18 protein-coding genes are annotated in these 19732 nt (G+C 57.2%); 4 read left to right on the top strand and 14 right to left on the bottom strand.

Going from position 1 to position 19732, the window contains the following annotated elements:
• Window positions 1–54 precede the first annotated feature (54 nt).
• Window positions 55–1425, bottom strand: a complete 1371-nt coding sequence (locus tag ABJN86_RS14270) for a sodium:proline symporter (RefSeq protein ID WP_348363356.1) — start codon at window positions 1423–1425, stop codon at window positions 55–57.
• 97 nt (window positions 1426–1522) lie between these two features.
• On the bottom strand, window positions 1523–2302 hold the full coding sequence (locus tag ABJN86_RS14265; protein ID WP_348363357.1) for an SDR family oxidoreductase: 780 nt from the start codon (window positions 2300–2302) through the stop codon (window positions 1523–1525).
• Between the two features lie 338 nt (window positions 2303–2640).
• Between ABJN86_RS14265 and ABJN86_RS14260 the strand changes: the two genes are divergently transcribed.
• Window positions 2641–3657: a Hint domain-containing protein gene (locus ABJN86_RS14260; RefSeq protein WP_348363359.1), complete on the top strand. Its 1017-nt coding sequence runs from the start codon at window positions 2641–2643 to the stop codon at window positions 3655–3657.
• A gap of 61 nt (window positions 3658–3718) precedes the next feature.
• Here ABJN86_RS14260 and ABJN86_RS14255 read toward each other — a convergent pair whose 3' ends face one another.
• Complete coding sequence (locus ABJN86_RS14255) at window positions 3719–4084, bottom strand: nuclear transport factor 2 family protein (protein WP_348363361.1); 366 nt, start codon at window positions 4082–4084, stop codon at window positions 3719–3721.
• A 120-nt stretch (window positions 4085–4204) separates the two neighbouring features.
• On the opposite strand from ABJN86_RS14255, the gene ABJN86_RS14250 reads away from it, so the two are divergent.
• The 3 genes from ABJN86_RS14250 to ABJN86_RS14240 all read left to right on the top strand — a co-directional run bounded on the left by ABJN86_RS14250 (window position 4205) and on the right by ABJN86_RS14240 (window position 9031).
• Window positions 4205–5812 (top strand): peptide chain release factor 3, encoded by a 1608-nt coding sequence (locus ABJN86_RS14250; RefSeq protein WP_348363363.1) that lies wholly within the window; start codon window positions 4205–4207, stop codon window positions 5810–5812.
• A gap of 113 nt (window positions 5813–5925) precedes the next feature.
• Window positions 5926–7260 carry an acyltransferase gene (locus tag ABJN86_RS14245; protein ID WP_348363364.1) on the top strand — a complete coding sequence of 445 codons (1335 nt, stop codon included), beginning with the start codon at window positions 5926–5928 and terminating at the stop codon, window positions 7258–7260.
• 226 nt (window positions 7261–7486) lie between these two features.
• Complete coding sequence (locus ABJN86_RS14240; RefSeq protein WP_348363365.1) at window positions 7487–9031, top strand: DEAD/DEAH box helicase; 1545 nt, start codon at window positions 7487–7489, stop codon at window positions 9029–9031.
• Window positions 9032–9111: 80 nt separating this feature from the next.
• Here the strand turns inward: ABJN86_RS14240 and ABJN86_RS14235 are convergent, their stop codons facing one another.
• The 11 genes from ABJN86_RS14235 to nuoI all read right to left on the bottom strand — a co-directional run bounded on the left by ABJN86_RS14235 (window position 9112) and on the right by nuoI (window position 19729).
• On the bottom strand, window positions 9112–10776 hold the full coding sequence (locus tag ABJN86_RS14235; protein WP_348363366.1) for a ribonuclease J: 1665 nt from the start codon (window positions 10774–10776) through the stop codon (window positions 9112–9114).
• A 2-nt stretch (window positions 10777–10778) separates the two neighbouring features.
• Window positions 10779–11552 (bottom strand): type III pantothenate kinase, encoded by a 774-nt coding sequence (locus tag ABJN86_RS14230; protein ID WP_348363367.1) that lies wholly within the window; start codon window positions 11550–11552, stop codon window positions 10779–10781.
• 65 nt (window positions 11553–11617) lie between these two features.
• A complete protein-coding gene (locus tag ABJN86_RS14225; protein WP_348363368.1) occupies window positions 11618–12376 on the bottom strand; it encodes a biotin--[acetyl-CoA-carboxylase] ligase in 759 nt (252 codons plus the stop codon).
• Entirely contained in the window at window positions 12360–13799 is a 1440-nt protein-coding gene (gene nuoN / locus ABJN86_RS14220; protein WP_348363369.1) for an NADH-quinone oxidoreductase subunit NuoN, read from the bottom strand. The genes ABJN86_RS14225 and nuoN overlap by 17 nt, the downstream gene beginning before the upstream one ends.
• An 11-nt stretch (window positions 13800–13810) precedes the next feature.
• Window positions 13811–15352 carry an NADH-quinone oxidoreductase subunit M gene (locus ABJN86_RS14215; protein WP_348363371.1) on the bottom strand — a complete coding sequence of 514 codons (1542 nt, stop codon included), beginning with the start codon at window positions 15350–15352 and terminating at the stop codon, window positions 13811–13813.
• Window positions 15352–17475 (bottom strand): NADH-quinone oxidoreductase subunit L, encoded by a 2124-nt coding sequence (gene nuoL, locus ABJN86_RS14210; protein WP_348363373.1) that lies wholly within the window; start codon window positions 17473–17475, stop codon window positions 15352–15354. The genes ABJN86_RS14215 and nuoL overlap by 1 nt, the downstream gene beginning before the upstream one ends.
• A 6-nt stretch (window positions 17476–17481) precedes the next feature.
• Window positions 17482–17787, bottom strand: coding sequence for an NADH-quinone oxidoreductase subunit NuoK (nuoK, locus tag ABJN86_RS14205; protein ID WP_348363374.1), 306 nt, complete (start codon window positions 17785–17787; stop codon window positions 17482–17484).
• Window positions 17788–17836: 49 nt separating this feature from the next.
• On the bottom strand, window positions 17837–18451 hold the full coding sequence (locus ABJN86_RS14200; RefSeq protein ID WP_348363375.1) for an NADH-quinone oxidoreductase subunit J: 615 nt from the start codon (window positions 18449–18451) through the stop codon (window positions 17837–17839).
• Complete coding sequence (locus ABJN86_RS14195) at window positions 18451–18852, bottom strand: carboxymuconolactone decarboxylase family protein (protein WP_348363376.1); 402 nt, start codon at window positions 18850–18852, stop codon at window positions 18451–18453. Before ABJN86_RS14195 ends, ABJN86_RS14200 begins: the two co-directional genes overlap by 1 nt.
• A complete protein-coding gene (locus tag ABJN86_RS14190) occupies window positions 18849–19241 on the bottom strand; it encodes a carboxymuconolactone decarboxylase family protein (RefSeq protein ID WP_348363378.1) in 393 nt (130 codons plus the stop codon). The genes ABJN86_RS14195 and ABJN86_RS14190 overlap by 4 nt, the downstream gene beginning before the upstream one ends.
• Complete coding sequence (gene nuoI, locus ABJN86_RS14185; RefSeq protein ID WP_298257133.1) at window positions 19238–19729, bottom strand: NADH-quinone oxidoreductase subunit NuoI; 492 nt, start codon at window positions 19727–19729, stop codon at window positions 19238–19240. Before nuoI ends, ABJN86_RS14190 begins: the two co-directional genes overlap by 4 nt.
• Window positions 19730–19732: the final 3 nt, after the last annotated feature.

Raw genomic sequence — 19732 nt, 5'->3', positions numbered from 1 at the left:
GCGTCGCCTTTTAACCGATCAAAACAATCGGAAAATTAGGTAACAGCCTCTCCCCTAGTCGGCAACCCTGCGTGAGCCGATCAGCACAGCTGCGAAGCCCACGACCAGAACGACCACGCAAATTGCCAACAACTGCTCGTACTTAGGCGCATCCGGCAGGATGAACGCCATGAACTCCGCCCCGCGCAAGAAATACGCCGCAGCCCCTGCAATCGCGGCCCCAAAGGAAACCACGTAAGACCACAGTGGGACAGACCAGCCGAAAACGAACACAGCAACCATGATCGGCGTTAGAAACATCGACGCCGTGCCAGAAACCGCAACCGCGTCAAACAGTGTCGAATTCCCCCACAGCGTCAGAGCACCGCCCAACACCATGAAGACCACCATGACCATACGGCCACCCATCAGCGAGCGCGGCGCGAGGCGTAGTTCTTCAACGCACAGACGTGATGCCGATGACAGGGCCGAGTCCAAGGTCGACAATGCCGACACCAGCAGAGACACCAACAAAGCAACGAAGACCCATGACGGGAACATGCCCGCCCAAGTGGTCAACAACTGCCCCTCGTAAGCCGCGCCCAAGTTCGCCGCATGGATGCCAAAGACGCCAAAGGCCAAGATGCACAAGGCAGACAGCCAAAAGGCGTGGAGGAAGGAATTGCGGGTGGTTTTGGGGTCCGCGATAAAACCGCGATCCATCATAACGGGGTCATGCGCAGGGTATGAGAACACCTGAAGCATCGCCACGGCCAACAGCACCCACCCTTGGCGCTGCCCCGACGCCCCTTCCGAGGTGATGATTGCCGCCATTGAGAAGTCAGGCGACGCGATAAGGTAGATGAAGGCTACCCCGAACACGGCCAAGAACAACACCATCTGCACCACATCCGTGCGCAAGGCAGCGCTAAGCCCACCCCACGCGGAATAAGCCAACCCCAGAACCGCAACGACGATGATCGCGTAAGTCCCTGCGTTCGCAACTTCTGGCAAAACGGCGTTAAAAATCAGGCCGACCACTAACAGGTTGGCGAATACTTCAGACAACAGACGCAAGGCGATGACCACGTTGTAGCCGCCCTTGCCTACTGAGCCGAACAAAGCCCCCAACCAATCCTGAACGGAGCTAGCTTCCCGTGTCCGCAGTTGCCCAATGATATAGCCCCCGGTCAGGAACGACAGGTAGTAGGCCGCGTAGGCCAATGTGCCTGGCGCGCCGTAATAGTAGCCAAGAATGGCAGAATTCATCAGTGAGCGGGCGAATATCCAAGTGGTGACTTGGCTCAACACCAAAGTCCAAAGCCCTGGTGCACGTCCGGCTACCTGCCCCTCGAAAAAGCCCTCGACCGAGGCACGACGGGGCGCAGTCACGAAAGAGAACACAATGACCACTCCGAAGGCGGCAATGACGTAGAGGCTAAGCATGGATATTTCCCGTCTTGGAAGTCAGTGTATATCGGCCATAGCAAAGCCCCGCCCTACGGGCGAGGCCTAAGATGAACACCAACAAAATCGTGATGGATCAAAGCGTTGAATTTACGCCGCCACCGTCCAGCAGGATGTTCTGCCCGACAATGAACCCAGAGTGCATAGAACATAGGAATGCACAGGTCGCGCCGAATTCTTCACGTGTCCCGTATCTGCGGGCTGGGATGGTTGCTTCGCGGGCCGCACGTGCGTCATCCACCGAAATCCCTTGCTGCGCGCTGACCCCGGAATCCAGTGATGCGGCGCGGTCCGTCGCGTGAATGCCCGGCAGCATGTTGTTCATTGTCACGCCAGATGGCGCGACTTGGCGAGATGTGCCTGCGACGTATCCGGTCAATCCGGCGCGCGCAGAATTCGACAGGCCAAGCACCGGAATGGGTGCCTTAACCGATTGGGATGTAATGTTAACTACACGGCCCCAGCCTCGCTCCATCATCCCGGGCACCAGCGCCTTGATAAGCGCAATGGGGGTCAGCATGTTGGCGTCGAGGGCGGCAATGAAGTCTTCACGATCCCAGTCGCTCCACATTCCCGGAGGGGGACCGCCAGCGTTGTTAACCAAGATATCGACCTGCCCTGCGGCATCCAACACCTTCAAGCGACCCTCCTCGGAGGTGATGTCGGCGGCAACCGCCGTGACCTCCACCCCAAATTGGTCGCGAATGCTTTGAGCCGCCTCTTGCAGCGGGCCATCAGTCCGAGCGTTCATAATCAGGTTAACGCCAGCCTCGGCCAATGCCTCCGCGCAGCCGCGCCCCAAGCCTTTGCTCGATGCACAAACCAATGCCGTCTTGCCTTTGATGCCTAAATCCATGTCTCGCCCTTTTGATGTGTCTTAATTTGTCTGCGTCAGTGCATGACTAGCACCCAAATTTGGCCTCGTCGATTCGTGAGTTGCGCGCCCAAACAACATCAGGCATCCGTCCTTGGCGCGTAAAAAGGCGTCAGAAGAAGGACATTGTTTCCACCAACCTACACTTTTGAGTGAATTTTAAGCGATTTCCCCTGAAATTGTTGCTTTAGACAAAAGATAAGGGGTAATGAAAACCATACTATGGCGGTGGGGTTCGCCAGAGGGTGCAAGCGTGGGGGCGCGGGTATCTTGATCTGGCTTAGCTGATAATTGCTGTACGTTTACGAGTGAGCTGCCACATGCAACATCAACTACCGACCGAATTCATCGCAAGCCATGCGTTCTTAGTCTACCCTGCCGCGGAGTTCCGCGTCACGAACGGGGTTAACCATGGCGATGCGGTTTCAGGCATCAAAGATGTGTGCCTCGGTGACGGCTACAGCTTGAAGCGCAGCGCGCAAATTTACTCCATGGACTTATCCGAGAAGCTCGGCGCTGGCCCCCGTCCGACATTTTCCGTGTCTGACGGCAGCCAGATCGAGGTGCCCGGCACAAGAACAAGCATCACGGCGCGTTTGACGTTCATGACGCAAATCGGCGCCTCCGTGGATGCGCTGATCATTACCTGCGACGCCCCCCATGCTCGCGACTACCTTTACCCGCTTGGCCCAATCGAAACCGGTGTGGAATACACGCTGATCGCGGCTGAGGACGCCCCAACCGAGGTGCCACTCGCCGATCTCACCGGCATGAGCTTTGGCCGTGGCACGCGTATCACAATGTCCGACGGCTCGCAGCGCCCAGTTGAGCTGCTCAAGGCCGGTGACCGCGTTTTGACACGCGACAATGGCATGCAACCCATTCGTTGGATGGGGTCGCGCACCGTGCAAGGTGCTGGCGAGTTCGCCCCTGTCGTGATTGCGCAAGGCGCTATGGGCAACGCTGAAACCATCACCGTCAGCCAGCAGCACCGCATGCTGGTGTCCGACTGGCGCGCCGAGGTTATGGTGGGGTCGCGCGACGTGCTGATCTCGGCCATTGATCTAGTGAATGACGACACGATCTACGTGCGCAAGGGCGGCTTCGTCGAGTACACGCAGCTGGTCTTCGACCAACACCAAATCCTATACGCCGAGGGCGTGCCTTCCGAGAGCCTGCATATGTCCAAGCAGATCCTAAACGGCCTGCCCGCAGATGTGGCGTCCGAGGTGCTGCAGCTGTTCCCTGACCTGCCGTCCGCAGAGCCAAAATTCAGCCGCGTCCCGCTAAAAAGCAAAGACGCAGTGAACCTGCTGCGCCAAGCGGGCCGGATATAACACCACCCGCTTGCGTCCCGCCTATAGAGCCCTTTATTGGTAAAGGGCTCGATTATAGCCCCTAATCCACGTAGAAGAACTCTTCGCGCACGATTTTCCCGTTTGCGACGTGGTAAACTGCGACCTCTTCCATATCGCTGATCTCGCCGTTTTCTTTGCTTTTGGCCTTCATCTTGAAGATTACCGCAAAGCGGTCATCGCCATGCGGATATGGGCCATCAACATTTGCGTCTAGGATTTCAAAGGCGCTAGCGAACCATTCGTGTTTGCCTTTGATGCCTTCAATGCCAACAGTTTCACGCCCGTTGCCCAAGTCCCTTGCCTCGACCGATACGGCGTCTGTCGCGTAAATCTTGTCTAGGTTTTCCTCTTCGCGGCCCTCGCGGCAGCCTGCGACCAATTCATTTGCGATTTCAATCAATGTCATTGGTTAATCATCCTCGTTATGTTCCTTTAATGTTCCAGACCATGCCCCAGATGCTGCAACTGATCAAGCAACCCTTCTGACCGATTGCGGAACGCCGCTGACGCCTCTATATCCCAACACATGTTAGATCGCGCACATAACCAGCCTGAATTGCCGCCCGAGATTGCTCGTCGACGGACTTTCGCCATCATCTCGCACCCCGATGCGGGGAAAACGACGCTTACCGAGAAATTCCTTCTCTATGGTGGCGCGATCCAGATGGCTGGCCAAGTACGTGCCAAAGGCGAGGCCCGCCGCACCCGTTCCGACTTCATGCAGATGGAGAAAGATCGCGGGATTTCGGTGTCGGCCTCCGCCATGTCGTTCGACTTTGATAAGTACCGCTTCAACCTTGTCGACACGCCCGGTCACTCCGATTTCTCGGAGGATACCTACCGCACGCTGACCGCAGTTGATGCGGCCGTCATGGTGATTGATGGGGCCAAGGGCGTAGAGAGCCAAACGCAAAAACTGTTTGAAGTCTGCCGCTTACGCGACCTTCCTATCTTGACCTTTTGCAACAAAATGGACCGCGAAAGCCGCGATACATTTGAGATTATTGACGAAATCCAAGAAAACCTTGCGATTGACGTGACACCTGCGTCTTGGCCCATTGGCGTGGGTCGCGACTTCATGGGGTGTTACGATCTGATCAATGACCGCCTTGAATTGATGGACCGTGCAGACCGTAACAAGGTCGCCGAGAGCATCGAGATTAACGGGTTGGACGATCCGAAACTGGCCGAACATGTGCCAGAGGCGCAGTTGAAGCAATTCTTAGAAGAGATTGAAATGGCGAAGGAATTGCTTCCCACCTTCAACCACCAAGACTTCCTTGACGGAACCATGACACCGATCTGGTTCGGTTCTGCCATTAACTCGTTCGGGGTGCAGGAATTGATGCAGGGCATCGCGGATTTCGGCCCACAGCCACAGCCGCAAAAAGCCAGCCCACGCGCAATTTCACCTGACGAGACAAAGGTTTGCGGCTTTGTCTTCAAAGTCCAAGCCAATATGGATCCCAAGCACCGCGACCGCGTGGCCTTTGTGCGCATGGCCTCGGGCCACTTCAAACGCGGCATGAAACTGACCCATGTACGCACCAAGAAACCTATGGCGATCTCAAACCCTGTGCTGTTCCTCGCCTCTGACCGCGAATTGGCCGAAGAGGCTTGGGCCGGCGACATCATGGGCATCCCCAACCACGGCCAGCTGCGCATCGGCGACACGTTGACCGAAGGCGAGATGATCCGCGCCACGGGCATCCCCTCCTTCGCGCCGGAATTGCTGCAAACCTGCCGCGCGGGTGACCCGCTGAAATCCAAGCATTTGGAAAAAGCGTTGATGCAGTTCGCAGAAGAAGGCGCCGCGAAAGTGTTCAAACCGGCCTTCGGCTCCGGCTTTATCGTGGGCGTTGTGGGCGCATTGCAATTCGAGGTGCTCGCCTCACGCATCGAGTTGGAATACGGCCTGCCCGTGCGCTTTGAGGGTTCGCAATTCACCTCTGCCCGCTGGGTTACCGGCGACAAGGACGCGGTGGACAAGTTCATCGAGGCCAACAAGCAGCACATCAGCCATGACAACGACGGCGACGTGGTGTTCCTGACCCGCCTGCAATGGGACATCGACCGCGTGGCCCGCGATTACCCCGATGTGACGCTCAGCGCGACCAAGGAAATGATGGTGTAATTCACGCCCTTCGCAGAAGTGTCGATTTGCGTCGGCACTTCTGTTATGCTTGTTATATCATGGCCAGAAATCGGCCTAAAACTAAATTATAACAAACATATAGAGCAGCGCACGTGACCACATCCCAAACACCTGAGAAGATGCCCAAAGGGCTTCTGGCCGCAGCCCATTGGGCCGCCGAACGCACCCCAGAGACACGCAACCGTGCCGTTGATCTCTACCGTGCCATCGCCATCAGTTTTGTCATATTAGGCCATTGGCTGCTGGTCGCTGGTGTGATCCGCGATGGCGAGTTGGAATTCGTCATCCTGCTGGCCGAACAACGCTGGACCCATTACGCAACCTGGTTGTTCCAAGTGATGCCGGTCTTTTTCTTCGTTGGCGGCTTCTCCAACGGGTTGTCTTGGACATCAGCGTGCAAGGATCCTGTGAAGAAATCCGCGTGGGCCTCTTCGCGCCTGTCGCGCCTGTTGAAACCCACGGTTCCTGTCGTCCTCGCTTGGGCCGTTGCAGGCGTCGTAGCGCACGCTTTGGGTGTCTCCGTTGAGTTAATCTCAACTGCATCGCAAGCCGCGCTCGTGCCTGTTTGGTTCCTCGCCGTCTATATCATCATGACCATGGCCGTCCCTGTAACGATGGCGATGTGGGATAAGCTGGGGATCACATCCGTGGGCTTGCTGGCACTTGCGGCAATCTTGGTGGATGCTATCGCTTTTGGCGCAGACCAAGGCTGGCTACGTTGGACCAATTACGCCTTCGTTTGGCTAGCGGTTCATCAGCTTGGCTATTGGTGGGGACAGGCGAAACGCCCTAAGCCTTGGGCCCTTGGTTTTATCGCTATCGGCCTCGCATGGCTCTACATCTTGATTGTGCACTTCGGCTTTCCGGTCGCCATGGTCAGCGTTCCGGGTGCTGAGATGTCCAATACCCGCCCTCCTACTACCGCTATGCTTGCCGTGGGCAGCGTACAAATCGGCATCATCCTTTTGCTCACGGATGTGGCTCAAAGATGGCTGCAGAATACTCGTATCTGGGCATGGGTCATCGTGTTCAACCAGATGATCATGTCGATTTATCTATGGCATATGACAGCGCTTTTGATCGTCGTTGGCATCACGGCCTACCTGTTTGGCGGCATCGGTCTTCACGAGGCCCCCGGCACAGGGTTATGGTGGGCCATGCGCCCAATTTGGGTGATGTTATTCACCGCCGTTCTTATCCCCTTTGTGCTGGTCTTCGTGGTGTTCGAGGCGGGAAGTAGAACAAAGGCCGAGATGCGCCCGGGTCCTTGGCAGGCGATGTTGGGTGCGTTGATGACTTGCTCAGGATTAGTGACAGCCGCCATGGTAGGGCTGGGCAAGGAGAACTCCATTGGCGTCAATTGGCTGGCGGTCGCGTTGGTCGTCTTGGGCGTACTCGTGGCGACACGCCGATTCTCTCGGAGTTAGATCGTCATCAATTGGTTGATTTTTCGTGAATTGTTGCAAACAGGCGCTTGTTTTATACCAATAAAGCGCCTGTTTTCCCGTATTTATTGACCTCTGCATCTACTCGGGCTACATGCTGCGTACCTGTGGAAAACGTCCACAAGTCGACGCAGGGACGCGTTGGAACCTGCGTCCCCAATTTCTGCCGCATGTTGCCCCATGGTGGGGCTGCGCAATTTGGATATACATGACAAAATTCACAGACCTGAAGTTGCACGCCAAAGTTCTTAAGGCGATTGACGAAGTTGGCTACACAGAGCCTACCCCCATTCAAGCCGGCGCTATCCCGCCCGCTTTAGAGGGCCGCGATGTTCTAGGCATCGCGCAGACCGGTACGGGCAAAACTGCCAGCTTTACCCTGCCGATGATCACCTTGCTGAACCGTGGACGCGCGCGGGCACGTATGCCCCGCTCCTTGGTTCTGGCCCCTACCCGCGAATTAGCGGCGCAGGTTGCAGAGAACTTCGACCTCTACGCCAAGCACACCAAGCTGACCAAGGCCCTGCTGATCGGCGGCGTTTCGTTCAAAGAACAAGACGCATTGATCGATCGCGGCGTTGACGTTCTCATTGCCACGCCGGGCCGCCTTCTGGACCATTTCGAACGCGGCAAACTGATCTTGTCTGACGTTAAAGTCATGGTTGTTGACGAAGCCGACCGCATGCTGGACATGGGCTTCATCCCTGACATCGAGCGCATCTTCCAGATGACACCGTTCACCCGCCAAACATTGTTCTTCTCGGCCACTATGGCGCCAGAGATTGAACGGATCACCAACACCTTTTTGTCCAATCCAGAACGGATCGAAGTGGCCCGTCAGGCGACGACTTCAGATACGATCACGCAATTGCTCTATGAGCTGCCCGGCACCCGCCGCGACGCTCAAGCCAAGCAAAAGCGCGACTTCCTGCGCAAGTTGATCGACCAAGAGGGCGAGAAAGTCACCAACGGCATCATCTTCTGCAACCGTAAGGTTGATGTGGATATCGTTGCCAAGTCGTTGAAAAAATACGGCCATGACGCGGAACCGATCCACGGCGATCTGGACCAAAACCACCGCATGCGCACGTTGGAAGGTTTCCGAGACGGCAAAATCCGTTTCCTCGTGGCCTCCGATGTCGCGGCACGTGGGTTGGATATTCCGAACGTGAGCCACGTGTTCAACTTCGACGTTCCGGGCCATGCCGAAGACTATGTGCACCGCATTGGCCGCACCGGTCGCGCGGGCCGTCTTGGGACTGCGATGATGATTTCGACCCCCAAGGACGAAAAGCAATTGGCGGCGATCGAAAGCTTGATCGAAACACCAGTTCCACGCGGCGACGTTGGCGAGCAAAAAGCGCCCGTGTCCAAAGCAACGGAAGCCGATGTAGCAGCCGACACCAAAGAGGAGCGCCCGACGAAGTCGCGCTCCCGCTCCCGCAGCCGTTCCAAGGCCAAAGAGGCTGAGGTGAAGGTCGTGGAAGTAGAGGCCACAACCGAAGCCCCTGCCCCTGTCGATGAGACACCCACTGAAGCAAAGGCCAAGCCTGCGAAGAAGGTGGAAGCTGCAGCTGAAAACAAGCCTCGTGAAAAAGAAGCCGCACCCAAGCAAGAGAACGCACCGCGTTCGCGCTCACGTGGTGGCAAAGGCCGTGGCCGCAACGAAGACCGTGGCCCGAAAGTCGTGGGCTTGGGCGACCACCTGCCAACCTTCATCGAGAAAAGTTTTGCGGAGCGTCGCGCCGACTAAGCGCCACGTCACACCCAATTAAAAAAGCCCCCGAAGCGGAACAGCTTCGGGGGCTTTTTTGTAAGCTATGTCTAAGAGACTTAGGCCGCCAATCTTGAAATCAGCACAACCACTTCGGGCTTCTTGCCAATTTCCTTTTGGGAGGTCTGGCGCACGATCCGCTTGATCTGCTCTTCCAGCTTGTCGTCATTGGCAACGGTCTTGGCATTGGCGCGGCCAAGGAACTGGCCCACCTCTTCCTCCAAGATGTCTTGCAACGGCGCGCGGGATTTGCCCGTCTCTGGCAGGCCGCGAAGCTCACACCACGCATCAGACAGCGGATCATCCTCTTCGTCGATCAAAATGCCAATCACCACCTGCCCGTTCAGAGCCATGCGGATACGGTCACGCACGACCCCGTCCAAAGCCCCGATCTGGACAGAGCCATCTAGGTACAAACGACCCGTCTCGATAAACTCAACCACCTCAGGGCGGTTACCGGACAGCGACACCATTGTGCCATTTGGTGCCACTACAGAGGCGATGCCATTGGCCTCACCGATCTTGGCATGCTCGCGCAGCATCCGGTGCTCCCCGTGGTTCGGGATCAAGATTTGCGGCTTCACCAGACGGTGCATTTCTTCCAAATCAGGACGGTTCGCGTGACCAGATACGTGAATATCCGCCATCTTGTCGTCGATCACATCGACGCCCATCTCACTGAAGTTGTTGACGATTTGGCCAACGGAGGTCTCATTTCCCGGAATGGTCTTGGACGAGAACAGGACCGTGTCCCCTTCGCGCAAGGATATGCCAAGGAACTTGCCACGCGACAGTTGCGCGGTGGCGGCGCGGCGCTCGCCTTGGGATCCTGTGGCCAAGATCAGCAGGTTTTCGCGCGGCACGTCGCGGGCCTCTTCGGGCAAGATGTAGGGCGGGAAGTCGGTGACCACGCCCGTCTCGATCCCAGCCTTCACCATGCGCTGCATGGAACGGCCCATCAGGCAAACCGAGCGCCCTGCCTCACGACCAGCTTCGGCCAAGGTCTTCACCCGTGCGATGTTGGACGCGAATGTCGTCGCCACAACCATGCCCGTGGCCTCGCGGACCAATGGTACGATGTTCGGGCCTACGGTTGCCTCGGAGCGGCCTTCGTGGCGCGAGAACACATTGGTCGAGTCGCAGATCAACGCCTTGACCGGCGCCAAAGCCGCCCAAGCCTCGCGATCAAACGGCTCGCCCAGAACAGGTGTCTCGTCGATCTTAAAGTCGCCAGAGTGAACCACCCGCCCGTCAGGCGTATCGATGACCAATCCAGCACTTTCAGGGATCGAGTGCGAAATGGGCATGAAGCCCACTTTGAAATCACCGACCTGAATCTGCTCGGGCATCGCCCCGATCACATTGATCTCGGAGCCGTCATAGCCATGCTCGGCCATTTTCAGCGCGGCGATATGGCCGGTGAATTTGCGGGTGTAGATCGGAGCCTTAAGGCGGCTATACAGATGCCCCACAGCGCCGACGTGGTCTTCATGCGCGTGGGTGATAAAGATGCCGTCCAACCGCTTGGCGCGGTCCGCGATCCATTCGATGTCTGGGAAAATCAGATCAACACCAGGGGTGCTGTCCATGTCCGGGAAGGTCACGCCCATGTCGACCAAGATGAAACGCTCTTTGCCCGGTTTCCCGTAGCCGTAGAGATACATGTTCATGCCGACTTCGCCCGCCCCGCCAAGGGGAAGGTAGACCAATCGTTCGCCTGCCATTTTTAGCTATTCTTTCTATTGTGCGTATTGATGACCACCAGCCCATGCATGGTCAGATCATCGTCGAATTCATCAAATAGGGCGTCTGCCTGCTGAAACAGCGGCGCCAACCCCCCGGTGGAAATTACTTTCATATCGCGGCCGCGCTCGGCTTTGATGCGGGCGCAGATCTCTTTGATCAGGCCGATATAGCCCCAGAACACACCCGACTGCATGCACGCAACCGTATTCGTACCGATTACTGCTTGTGGCTTGGTAATATCGACGTGTGGTAACGCCGCAGCCGCTTGGTGCAGCGCCTCCAAGCTCAGGTTCACCCCCGGCGCGATCACACCGCCGATATAGGCCCCGTCGCTATCAACCACATCAAAGGTGGTCGCGGTGCCGAAATCCACGACGATCAGGTCGCCGCCAAACAGGTCATGCCCTGCGACGGTGTTCACAAGCCGGTCGGGGCCAACTGCCGTGCCTTCGTCCACGCGTACATCCACAGGCAGCTCGCAGCCGTCTTTGCCCACCACAAGCGGGCGCGTGTTGAAATAGCGGTCTGTGAACACCCGCAGGTTAAAGACAACTCGCGGCACGGTGGAGGAAATGATCACTTCCGTGATCTCAACGTCGATCTTCTCGAACCGCATCAGGGTCGACAGCCAAACGTAATACTGATCCGCCGTACGCTGCCATTCGGTTGAGGTGCGCCACGTCGCGATAAACTGCTCCCCATCCCAGATGGAGAACACGGTGTTGGTGTTTCCGCAGTCGATCGCCAGTAGCATGTTTTAGCCCTTATTTCTTGCCCCGTGCATATACCCCATTGCGTACAGGGTCAAAGCACACCGATTCACTGAAAATACACGTCAGCTGCGGCAATGGCTTCCACACCTTTGGGTGTGCGTAGGATCAGGTTACCGGAGGCATCGATCCCATCAAACGTACCGGTGAATTCATCGCGAACCGTGCGTGCAGTGATCACCTCACCCAATCGCGCGGCTTTAGCCAGCCATGCCTCGCGGATGGGGGCGAAGCCGAAGGTGGTGAATTGAATTTCCCAACGCGCATATGCCGCGGCCAACTCCAATCCGAAGTCCTCCGCATCTACCGAGGCACCGACGCATTGTAAGCTGACCGGAGCAACTGCACGTTGCTCGAGATCGGCCGTATCCGGGGCGTCCTTAAGGTTCACCCCTATCCCAATGGCAAGACTATCAAGGGAGCCACCCTGCCCCGCGCTCGCCAGCAAAATGCCCGCCAGCTTGCCGCCGTGTAGCAGCACATCGTTGGGCCACTTAAGCGTGAACGCTTCCGCCCGCCCCGTCAGCGCCACGCAGGTGTCAAACAGGGCGAGTGCCGCCACGAAGGAGCGTAGCGAGACCAGCTCAGGAGGTTCTTTGGGATGCAGTACCAAGGTGCCCGCGAAGTTACCCTTGGGGTTTGACCATGTGCGACCACGGCGACCATGTGCGGCGGTCTGCTCTTTGGCGATGATCCATGTCGGGCCAGCCAATGTTCCGGCCCGACGGTTTGCTTCCGCCATGGTGCTGTCCACGCTCTCCAGCGTGATCAACCCATAGCCTTCCGGCCACTTAGTGGACAAGTGCACCAGCGGCAGCCATCGCCAAGCCCTCAATGCCGAACAGGTTGATAACGCCCACCAACATCACCGCCGCGGAGCCCATCAAGAACAGCCAATTGACCATCGGCATGGAGCCGTTCAGCTCGTCACGCTCTTCGCCAAAGTACATGTAATAGATGACCCGCAGGTAGTAGAATGCACCAATAACGGAAGCGACCACACCTGCCACAGCCAGCCATGCCATGTTGGCGTCAACAGCGGCTTTTAGGACGTAGAACTTCCCGAAGAAGCCCACCATCGGCGGTATACCCGCCAGCGAGAACATCAAGACCAACATCGCCAAGGCGCGCAACGGCTCTTTCTTGGAGTAATTTTGCAGCGCGTCGATGTCAGTCACCGGCTGGCCGTCCTTCTCCATCGACAAGATGAAGGCGAAGGTGCCGATATTCATGGTCACATAGATCGCCATATAGATCAGCATCGCCTGCACGCCTTCTGCCGTGCCCGACGCCAAGCCCATCAAGGCAAAGCCCATATGCGCAATGGAGGAATAGGCCATCAGGCGCTTGATGTCGCGCTGGCCAATGGCTGCAATCGCGCCAAGGAACATGGAGGCAATCGACAAGAACGCCACGATCTGGGACCAGTCAGCAACCGCGCCGCCAAATGCATCGTGCACAACGCGAGCAAACAAGCCCATCGCCGCCACTTTCGGGGCCGTCGCGAAGAAGGCTGTGATCGGTGTGGGCGAGCCCTCGTATACGTCAGGGGTCCACATGTGGAAAGGCGCGGCTGACACCTTGAAGGCCAAACCAGCGACCACGAAGACCAAGCCAAACAGCAGGCCAAGCGAGACATCGCCCGCATGTACGGTGGAATAGATGCCCGCAAACAATGTCGTACCAGCGTAGCCGTAAACCAGCGACGCACCATAAAGCAGCATGCCCGAGGATAGCGCCCCCAGCACGAAATACTTCAAGCCAGCCTCAGTGGACTTCGCCGAGTCGCGGCGCAGGGAGGCCACAACGTAAAGCGCCAAGGATTGCAGCTCCAACCCCATGTATAGCGCCATCAAGTCGCCCGCAGAGACCATCATCATCATGCCCACAACAGACAGGGCAACAAGGATCGGGTACTCAAAGCGGAACAACCCGTGGCGGGTCATATAATCTTGGCTGAGCAGCAAGATCGCAGCAGCTGACAGCAGGATCGTCACCTTGGCGAAGCGCGAGAAGCCGTCATCCACAAAGGCGCCGTCGAAGGCTTCGTTTGCCCCCCCACCGTTGATGCCAATCCACGCGGCAAGTGCGACAAACACTATGCTCGTGGCCCAAAGCACCAGTGGCGCGGATTTATCCTTGGTCGTATAGACCCCACCCAGCAGCGCCAGCATGGCGAAAAGCGCCAGCAAGACTTCGGGCAGAACGATATTCAGGTCAGCTTGGATCATCTTATCCGTCCTTAGTGTCCGGCCACAGCCGTGGTCACGCCGCCGTCTAGCAACGCAGTATCATAGTTGGAGACCAGCGCTTCTACGCTTGGCCCGATCAGGTCCAGCACCAACGCGGGGTAGACACCCAGCAGAATGGTCATGATGACCAATGGTGCAAAGATCGCACGCTCACGTGTTGTCATGTCGGTGATCGACTTCAGGCTTTCCTTAATCAGGTCCCCCATGACGACGCGGCGGTAGAGCCACAGCCCGTAGGCTGCCGACAAGATCACACCAGTGGTCGCAAACATCGCCACCCAAGTGTTGACTTGGAACACGCCCATCAGCGTCAAGAATTCACCGACAAAGCCCGAGGTCCCCGGCAAGCCAACATTGGCCATCGTGAAGAACATGAAGATCAGCGCGTAAGCGGGCATCTTGTTCACAAGGCCGCCGTAAGCGTCGATCTCGCGGGTGTGCATGCGGTCGTAGATCACGCCCACGCAAAGGAACAACGCCCCCGAGATGAACCCGTGGGAAATCATCTGGAAGATCGCGCCGTCAACGCCTTGCTGGTTCGCCGCGAAAATGCCCATGGTCACGTAGCCCATGTGGGCCACCGATGAATAAGCAATCAGTTTCTTCATGTCCGACTGCACAAGGGCCACCAGCGACGTGTAGATAATCGCAATGGCGGAGAGCCACAAAACATAGCTCGCCATGACGTCCGCCCCAACGGGGAACATCGGCAGCGAGAAGCGCAAGAAGCCGTAACCGCCCATCTTCAGCAAGATCGCCGCCAGAACAACGGAGCCAGCGGTCGGCGCTTGAACGTGCGCGTCAGGCAACCACGTGTGAACGGGCCACATCGGCATTTTCACCGCGAAGCTGGCGAAGAATGCCAAGAACATCAAAGTCTGCAACCCACCCACGATGGTGACGCCTGCAATGCTAAAGCTCTCGGATGCGAAAGTATGTGTCAGTAAGCTCGGAATGTCCGTGGTGCCTGCGTCCATATACATGGCAATCATGGCAACCAGCATCAGCACGGAGCCAAGCAGCGTGTAGAGGAAGAACTTGAACGACGCGTAGATGCGGTTCGCCCCGCCCCAGATACCAATAATCAAGAACATCGGGATCAGCCCCGCCTCAAAGAAGAGGTAGAACAAGATCAGGTCCAGCGCGCAGAACACGCCAAGCATCAAGGTCTCGAGCAGCAAGAAGGCGATCATATAGTCCTTCACCCGCGTCTTCACATCCCAGCAGCTGGCAATGACCAGCGGCATCAGGAATGTGGTCAGCAAAACGAAGGTGACGGAAATGCCGTCAACGCCCATCTTGTACTTCAGGCCCACCAGCCAGTCGCGTTCCTCTACGAACTGAAAGCCCGTGTTGGCGGCGTCAAAGCCGGTGTAGACAAAGATCGACAGCAAGAAAGTCACGCCAGTCGCAATCAGCGCCAGCCACTTGGCGTTGCGTTGCGAGGCTTCATCATCGCCGCGCAGGAACACGGCCAATATCAGCGCCGCAACCAGCGGCGTGAAGGTGATAACGGAAAGTAAGTTGTCCATTAGTGACCGCCCCCGACGCCAGTCTCAATTGTTGGGCCGCCAACTGCGAACCAAGTGATAATTAGAACCACGCCAATCACCATTGCGAAAGCGTAGTGGAACATGAAGCCCGATTGCGCACGACCAGCAAGGCGGGTCAGGAACGGCACGGCACCCAGTGCAACCCCGTTGATCGAGCCGTCGATGACGTTGCCGTCGCCGCGGGTCCACAAGAAGTTGCCAAGCCATTTGGCCGGGCGGATGAAGATAAAGTCATACAGCTCGTCGAAGTACCATTTGTTCAGCAAGAACTGGTAGAGGTGCTTCTGGTTCTTGGCCAAACGACCCGGCAGGCTTGGGTTCTTGATGTAGAACAACCAAGCAGTGAAGAAGCCGATTAACATCGCAATGAACGGTGCGACCTTAACCCAGTTCGGGGCGTGGTGTGCGTTGTCCATCGTGTGGTTGTCGACGCCCATGTAGATAGCGCCCTGCCCTGGGACTTGCGGCTCACCGTGATCACTCTCATCGGCGTGATCGTCATGTCCGTCGTCGGTGCCAGCAGCAACCGCTGCCATGCTCAGTGTGTTTGGATCAACCAATGCGTGGTGCTCGCCTTGGGTCATGCCGAAGAACTTCTCCACATCGTGGTGGTCGCCGAAGAATGGCTTGAAGAACACCATGCCCGCGAAGACTGCGCCCACAGCCAGCACCCCAAGAGGCACCAACATAACCATCGGGCTTTCATGCGCGTGCTCATGCGTGTGCTTGTCGCCGCGCTCCGTGCCGTAGAACGTCATGAACATCAGACGCCACGAGTAGAACGACGTGAACACAGCCGCGATAACCAGCAACCAGAAGGCGTAGCCAGACCCGCCGCCCCATGCGCTCTCGATGATCGCATCTTTGGACAGGAAGCCCGCAAAGCCGATGTGGGTCAGCGGAATGCCAACCCCCGTGATTGCCAAGGTGCCGATCATCATCGCCCAGAAGGTCAGCGGGATCTTCTTACGCAGGTTGCCGTAGTTACGCATGTCTTGCTCGTGGTGCATCGCGTGGATCACCGAGCCTGCGCCAAGGAACAACATCGCCTTGAAGAAGGCGTGTGTCAGAAGGTGGAACATCGCGACCGAGTAGACGCCAACACCAGCTGCAACGAACATGTAGCCCAGCTGCGAGCAGGTCGAATATGCAATCACGCGCTTGATGTCGTTTTGCACAAGGCCCACTGTCGCTGCGAAGAAGGCAGTCGTCGCCCCCATCACCACGATAAACGACTTGGCGTCCGGTGCGAATTCCATCAGAGGCGACATGCGGCACACAAGGAAGACACCAGCCGTCACCATGGTCGCGGCGTGGATCAAGGCCGACACAGGCGTCGGGCCTTCCATCGCGTCGGGCAACCAAGTGTGTAGGAACAATTGTGCCGATTTGCCCATCGCGCCGATGAACAACAAGAAAGCCAACAAGTTCGCCGCGTTCCAGTCAGTCCACAAGAAGTGCAACTGCGTCTCAGCCAGCTCAGGGGTGGCTGCGAAAACATCCGAAAAGTTGATGCTGTCGGTCAGATAGAACAGCCCGAAGATACCAAGCGCGAAGCCAAAGTCGCCGACGCGGTTTACCACGAAGGCTTTGATGGCAGCGGCATTTGCGGACGGCTTTTTGTAGTAGAAACCGATCAGCAAGTAGGACGCGACGCCCACACCTTCCCAGCCAAAGAACATCTGAACCAAGTTGTCAGAGGTCACCAGCATCAGCATCGTGAAGGTAAAGAACGACAGATACGCAAAGAAGCGCGGCTTGTAACTGACGCCTTCGCCGAAGTGTTCGTCATGCGCCATGTAGCCAAAGGAATACAGGTGCACGAGGCTCGATACAGTGGTCACGACGATCAGCATGATCGCGGTCAAGCGGTCCACGCGGATGGCCCAAGAGGTGTCCAACGTGCCAGATTGAATCCAGCGCAGCAGCTCGATGGTTTCGGTTGTACCGTCGAACGTCAAGAAGACGATCCAGCTCAGAAGCGCCGATAAGAACAGCAGCCCAGTGGCAATCACACAGCCCGCCTGCTCGCCGATGAACTTCCAGCCGAAGCCGCAGATCAAGGCACCGATCAGGGGACCAAAGAGGATGATGGTTTCCATAGTGACTTAGCCCTTCATCACGTTGACGTCTTCCACGGCGATGGTGCCGCGGTTTCGGAAGAAGCAGACCAAAATGGCCAGCCCAATCGCCGCCTCAGCCGCCGCAACCGTCAGCACGAACAAGGTAAATACCTGTCCTGCGAGGTCGCCGAGGTAGCTGGAGAAAGCCACGAAGTTAATGTTCACCGCGAGCAGCATCAGCTCGATCGACATCAAGATAATGATGACGTTCTTGCGGTTCACGAAGATGCCGAAAATGCCGATGACGAACAAGGCCGCCGCTACGGTGAGATAGTGCTCAAGTCCGATCATTTGGCGTTTTCCTTCAACATAGTCTCGATTTTTCTCTCAGAAGTTTTCATCACAACCCCTGCCCCGGCTTGACGTCTTTCAGCTCCATCTGCTCGCTTGGGTCGCGGTAGATTTGGCTCAATACGTTTTGGCGCTTGATGTCTGGGCGGTGGCGCAGTGTCAGCACGATAGCGCCGATCATCGCGACCAGCAGGATCAGGCCCGCCGCTTGGAACAGGTAGATGTATTTGGTGTAGATCAGCTGGCCCAAGGCCGCCGTGTTCTGCGTGTCTTCCAATGCCGGTGCAACCGCATCGCGCAGATCAGCCGCGTTCTCAGCACCTGTCCAAGCGCCGAAGACCAAGGCCAGTTCCATCAACAAAATAACGCCGATCAATCCTGCGAGCGGTACGAATTTCGCCAACTCACCGCGCAGCTCCGCGAAGTCGACATCCAGCATCATCACCACAAAGAGGAACAACACCGCAACCGCGCCCACGTAGACGATGATCATCAGCATGGCGACGAATTCCGCGCCGAGCAAAACAAACAGCCCAGCGGAGGATAGGAACGCCAAGATCAACCACAGCACCGAGTGCACGGGGTTGCGTGACACCACAACGAACATGCCCGAGGTCACGACCGTAATGGCAAATAGGTAGAATGCGAAATCAGCGAAGCCCATTAGCTTGTCCCTTCTTCGTCCAGCACTTCCGTCGCAAGCTCCATCGCTTTTGACATGGCCGGTACGCCGCCAAACATTGCCGCTTGTGCAATCGTTTCGGCAATCTCTTGTTTCGATGCACCCGCCTCGACGAGGTGGCGCACGGTAAGTCTGATCTGGGCTTCACCCTGAGCACCTTGAATCGTCAACCCCGAGAGGGTCAGCAATAGGCGCGTCTTGGCATCAAGCCCTTCGGGGCTCAACCCCTTACCCATGAATTGCTCCATCATCTCTGAGGACATGGTGGGCATAATGTTCTCGAAGCCCTTGGGCGTGAAAGCCTCTAGCGCAGGGTTCATGGTTTTCGCCATGTCCTGCCCCATTTTTATGAAGGCCTCAAAAGGGTTGCTCTGGTCGCTCATGCGTCGGCCTCCTCGGCGTCAAACACCTCGATGGCGGCATTCATCGCGTTGATCATCGCGGGAAAGCCGCCGTAAAGCGTCATCTGGAAAATGATCTCGCAGATCTCTTCGCGACTGGCGCCGACGGCACGGGCCGAGCCGATGTTCACCTTCAACTGCGGGCGAGTTTGAGAACCCATCGCCGTCAAAGCCGCGATCGTGGCCAACAGACGTGTCTTTTCGTCCACCCCGCCACGCGCATAGAATTTGCCGTAAGCCACATCCACGACGGTTTCGGCCAAGCCGGGAACCAGCGCGTCATAGCGGGCGCGTAACGCGTCCTCCATGCCGGGGTTCACCTGCTCGGACAATTCCTTGCCGCGTGCGTATGTGCCTAGGCTATCGATCATCTGTAGGGCGCGTCCATTTCTAGGTTCCGAGCGATCTCACCCTCCCAACGTTCGCCGTTCGCCAGCAGCTTGTCCTTGTCGTAGAACAGCTCTTCGCGGGTCTCGGTGGCGAACTCGAAGTTCGGGCCTTCAACAATCGCGTCCACTGGGCAGGCCTCTTGGCAGAAACCGCAGTAGATGCATTTGGTCATGTCGATGTCGTAGCGGGTGGTGCGTCGCGAGCCGTCGTCGCGTGGCTCTGCATCGATGGTGATCGCTTGCGCAGGGCACACCGCTTCGCACAATTTACACGCAATGCAACGTTCTTCCCCGTTAGGGTAGCGGCGCAACGCATGCTCACCGCGGAAACGCGGGCTCAACGGGCCTTTTTCGTGCGGGTAGTTCAAGGTGGCCTTTGGCGCGAAGAAGTACTTCAGCCCCAGTTGCATGCCTTTGAACATGTCGAGCAGCAGGAAATATTTTGCCTTGCGGCCGAAAGATACTGACATGGT

It is taken from the genome of Litoreibacter sp. (assembly GCF_039974535.1).
Lineage (GTDB): Bacteria > Pseudomonadota > Alphaproteobacteria > Rhodobacterales > Rhodobacteraceae > Litoreibacter.
This window is presented reverse-complemented; position numbering and strand designations above follow the sequence as displayed.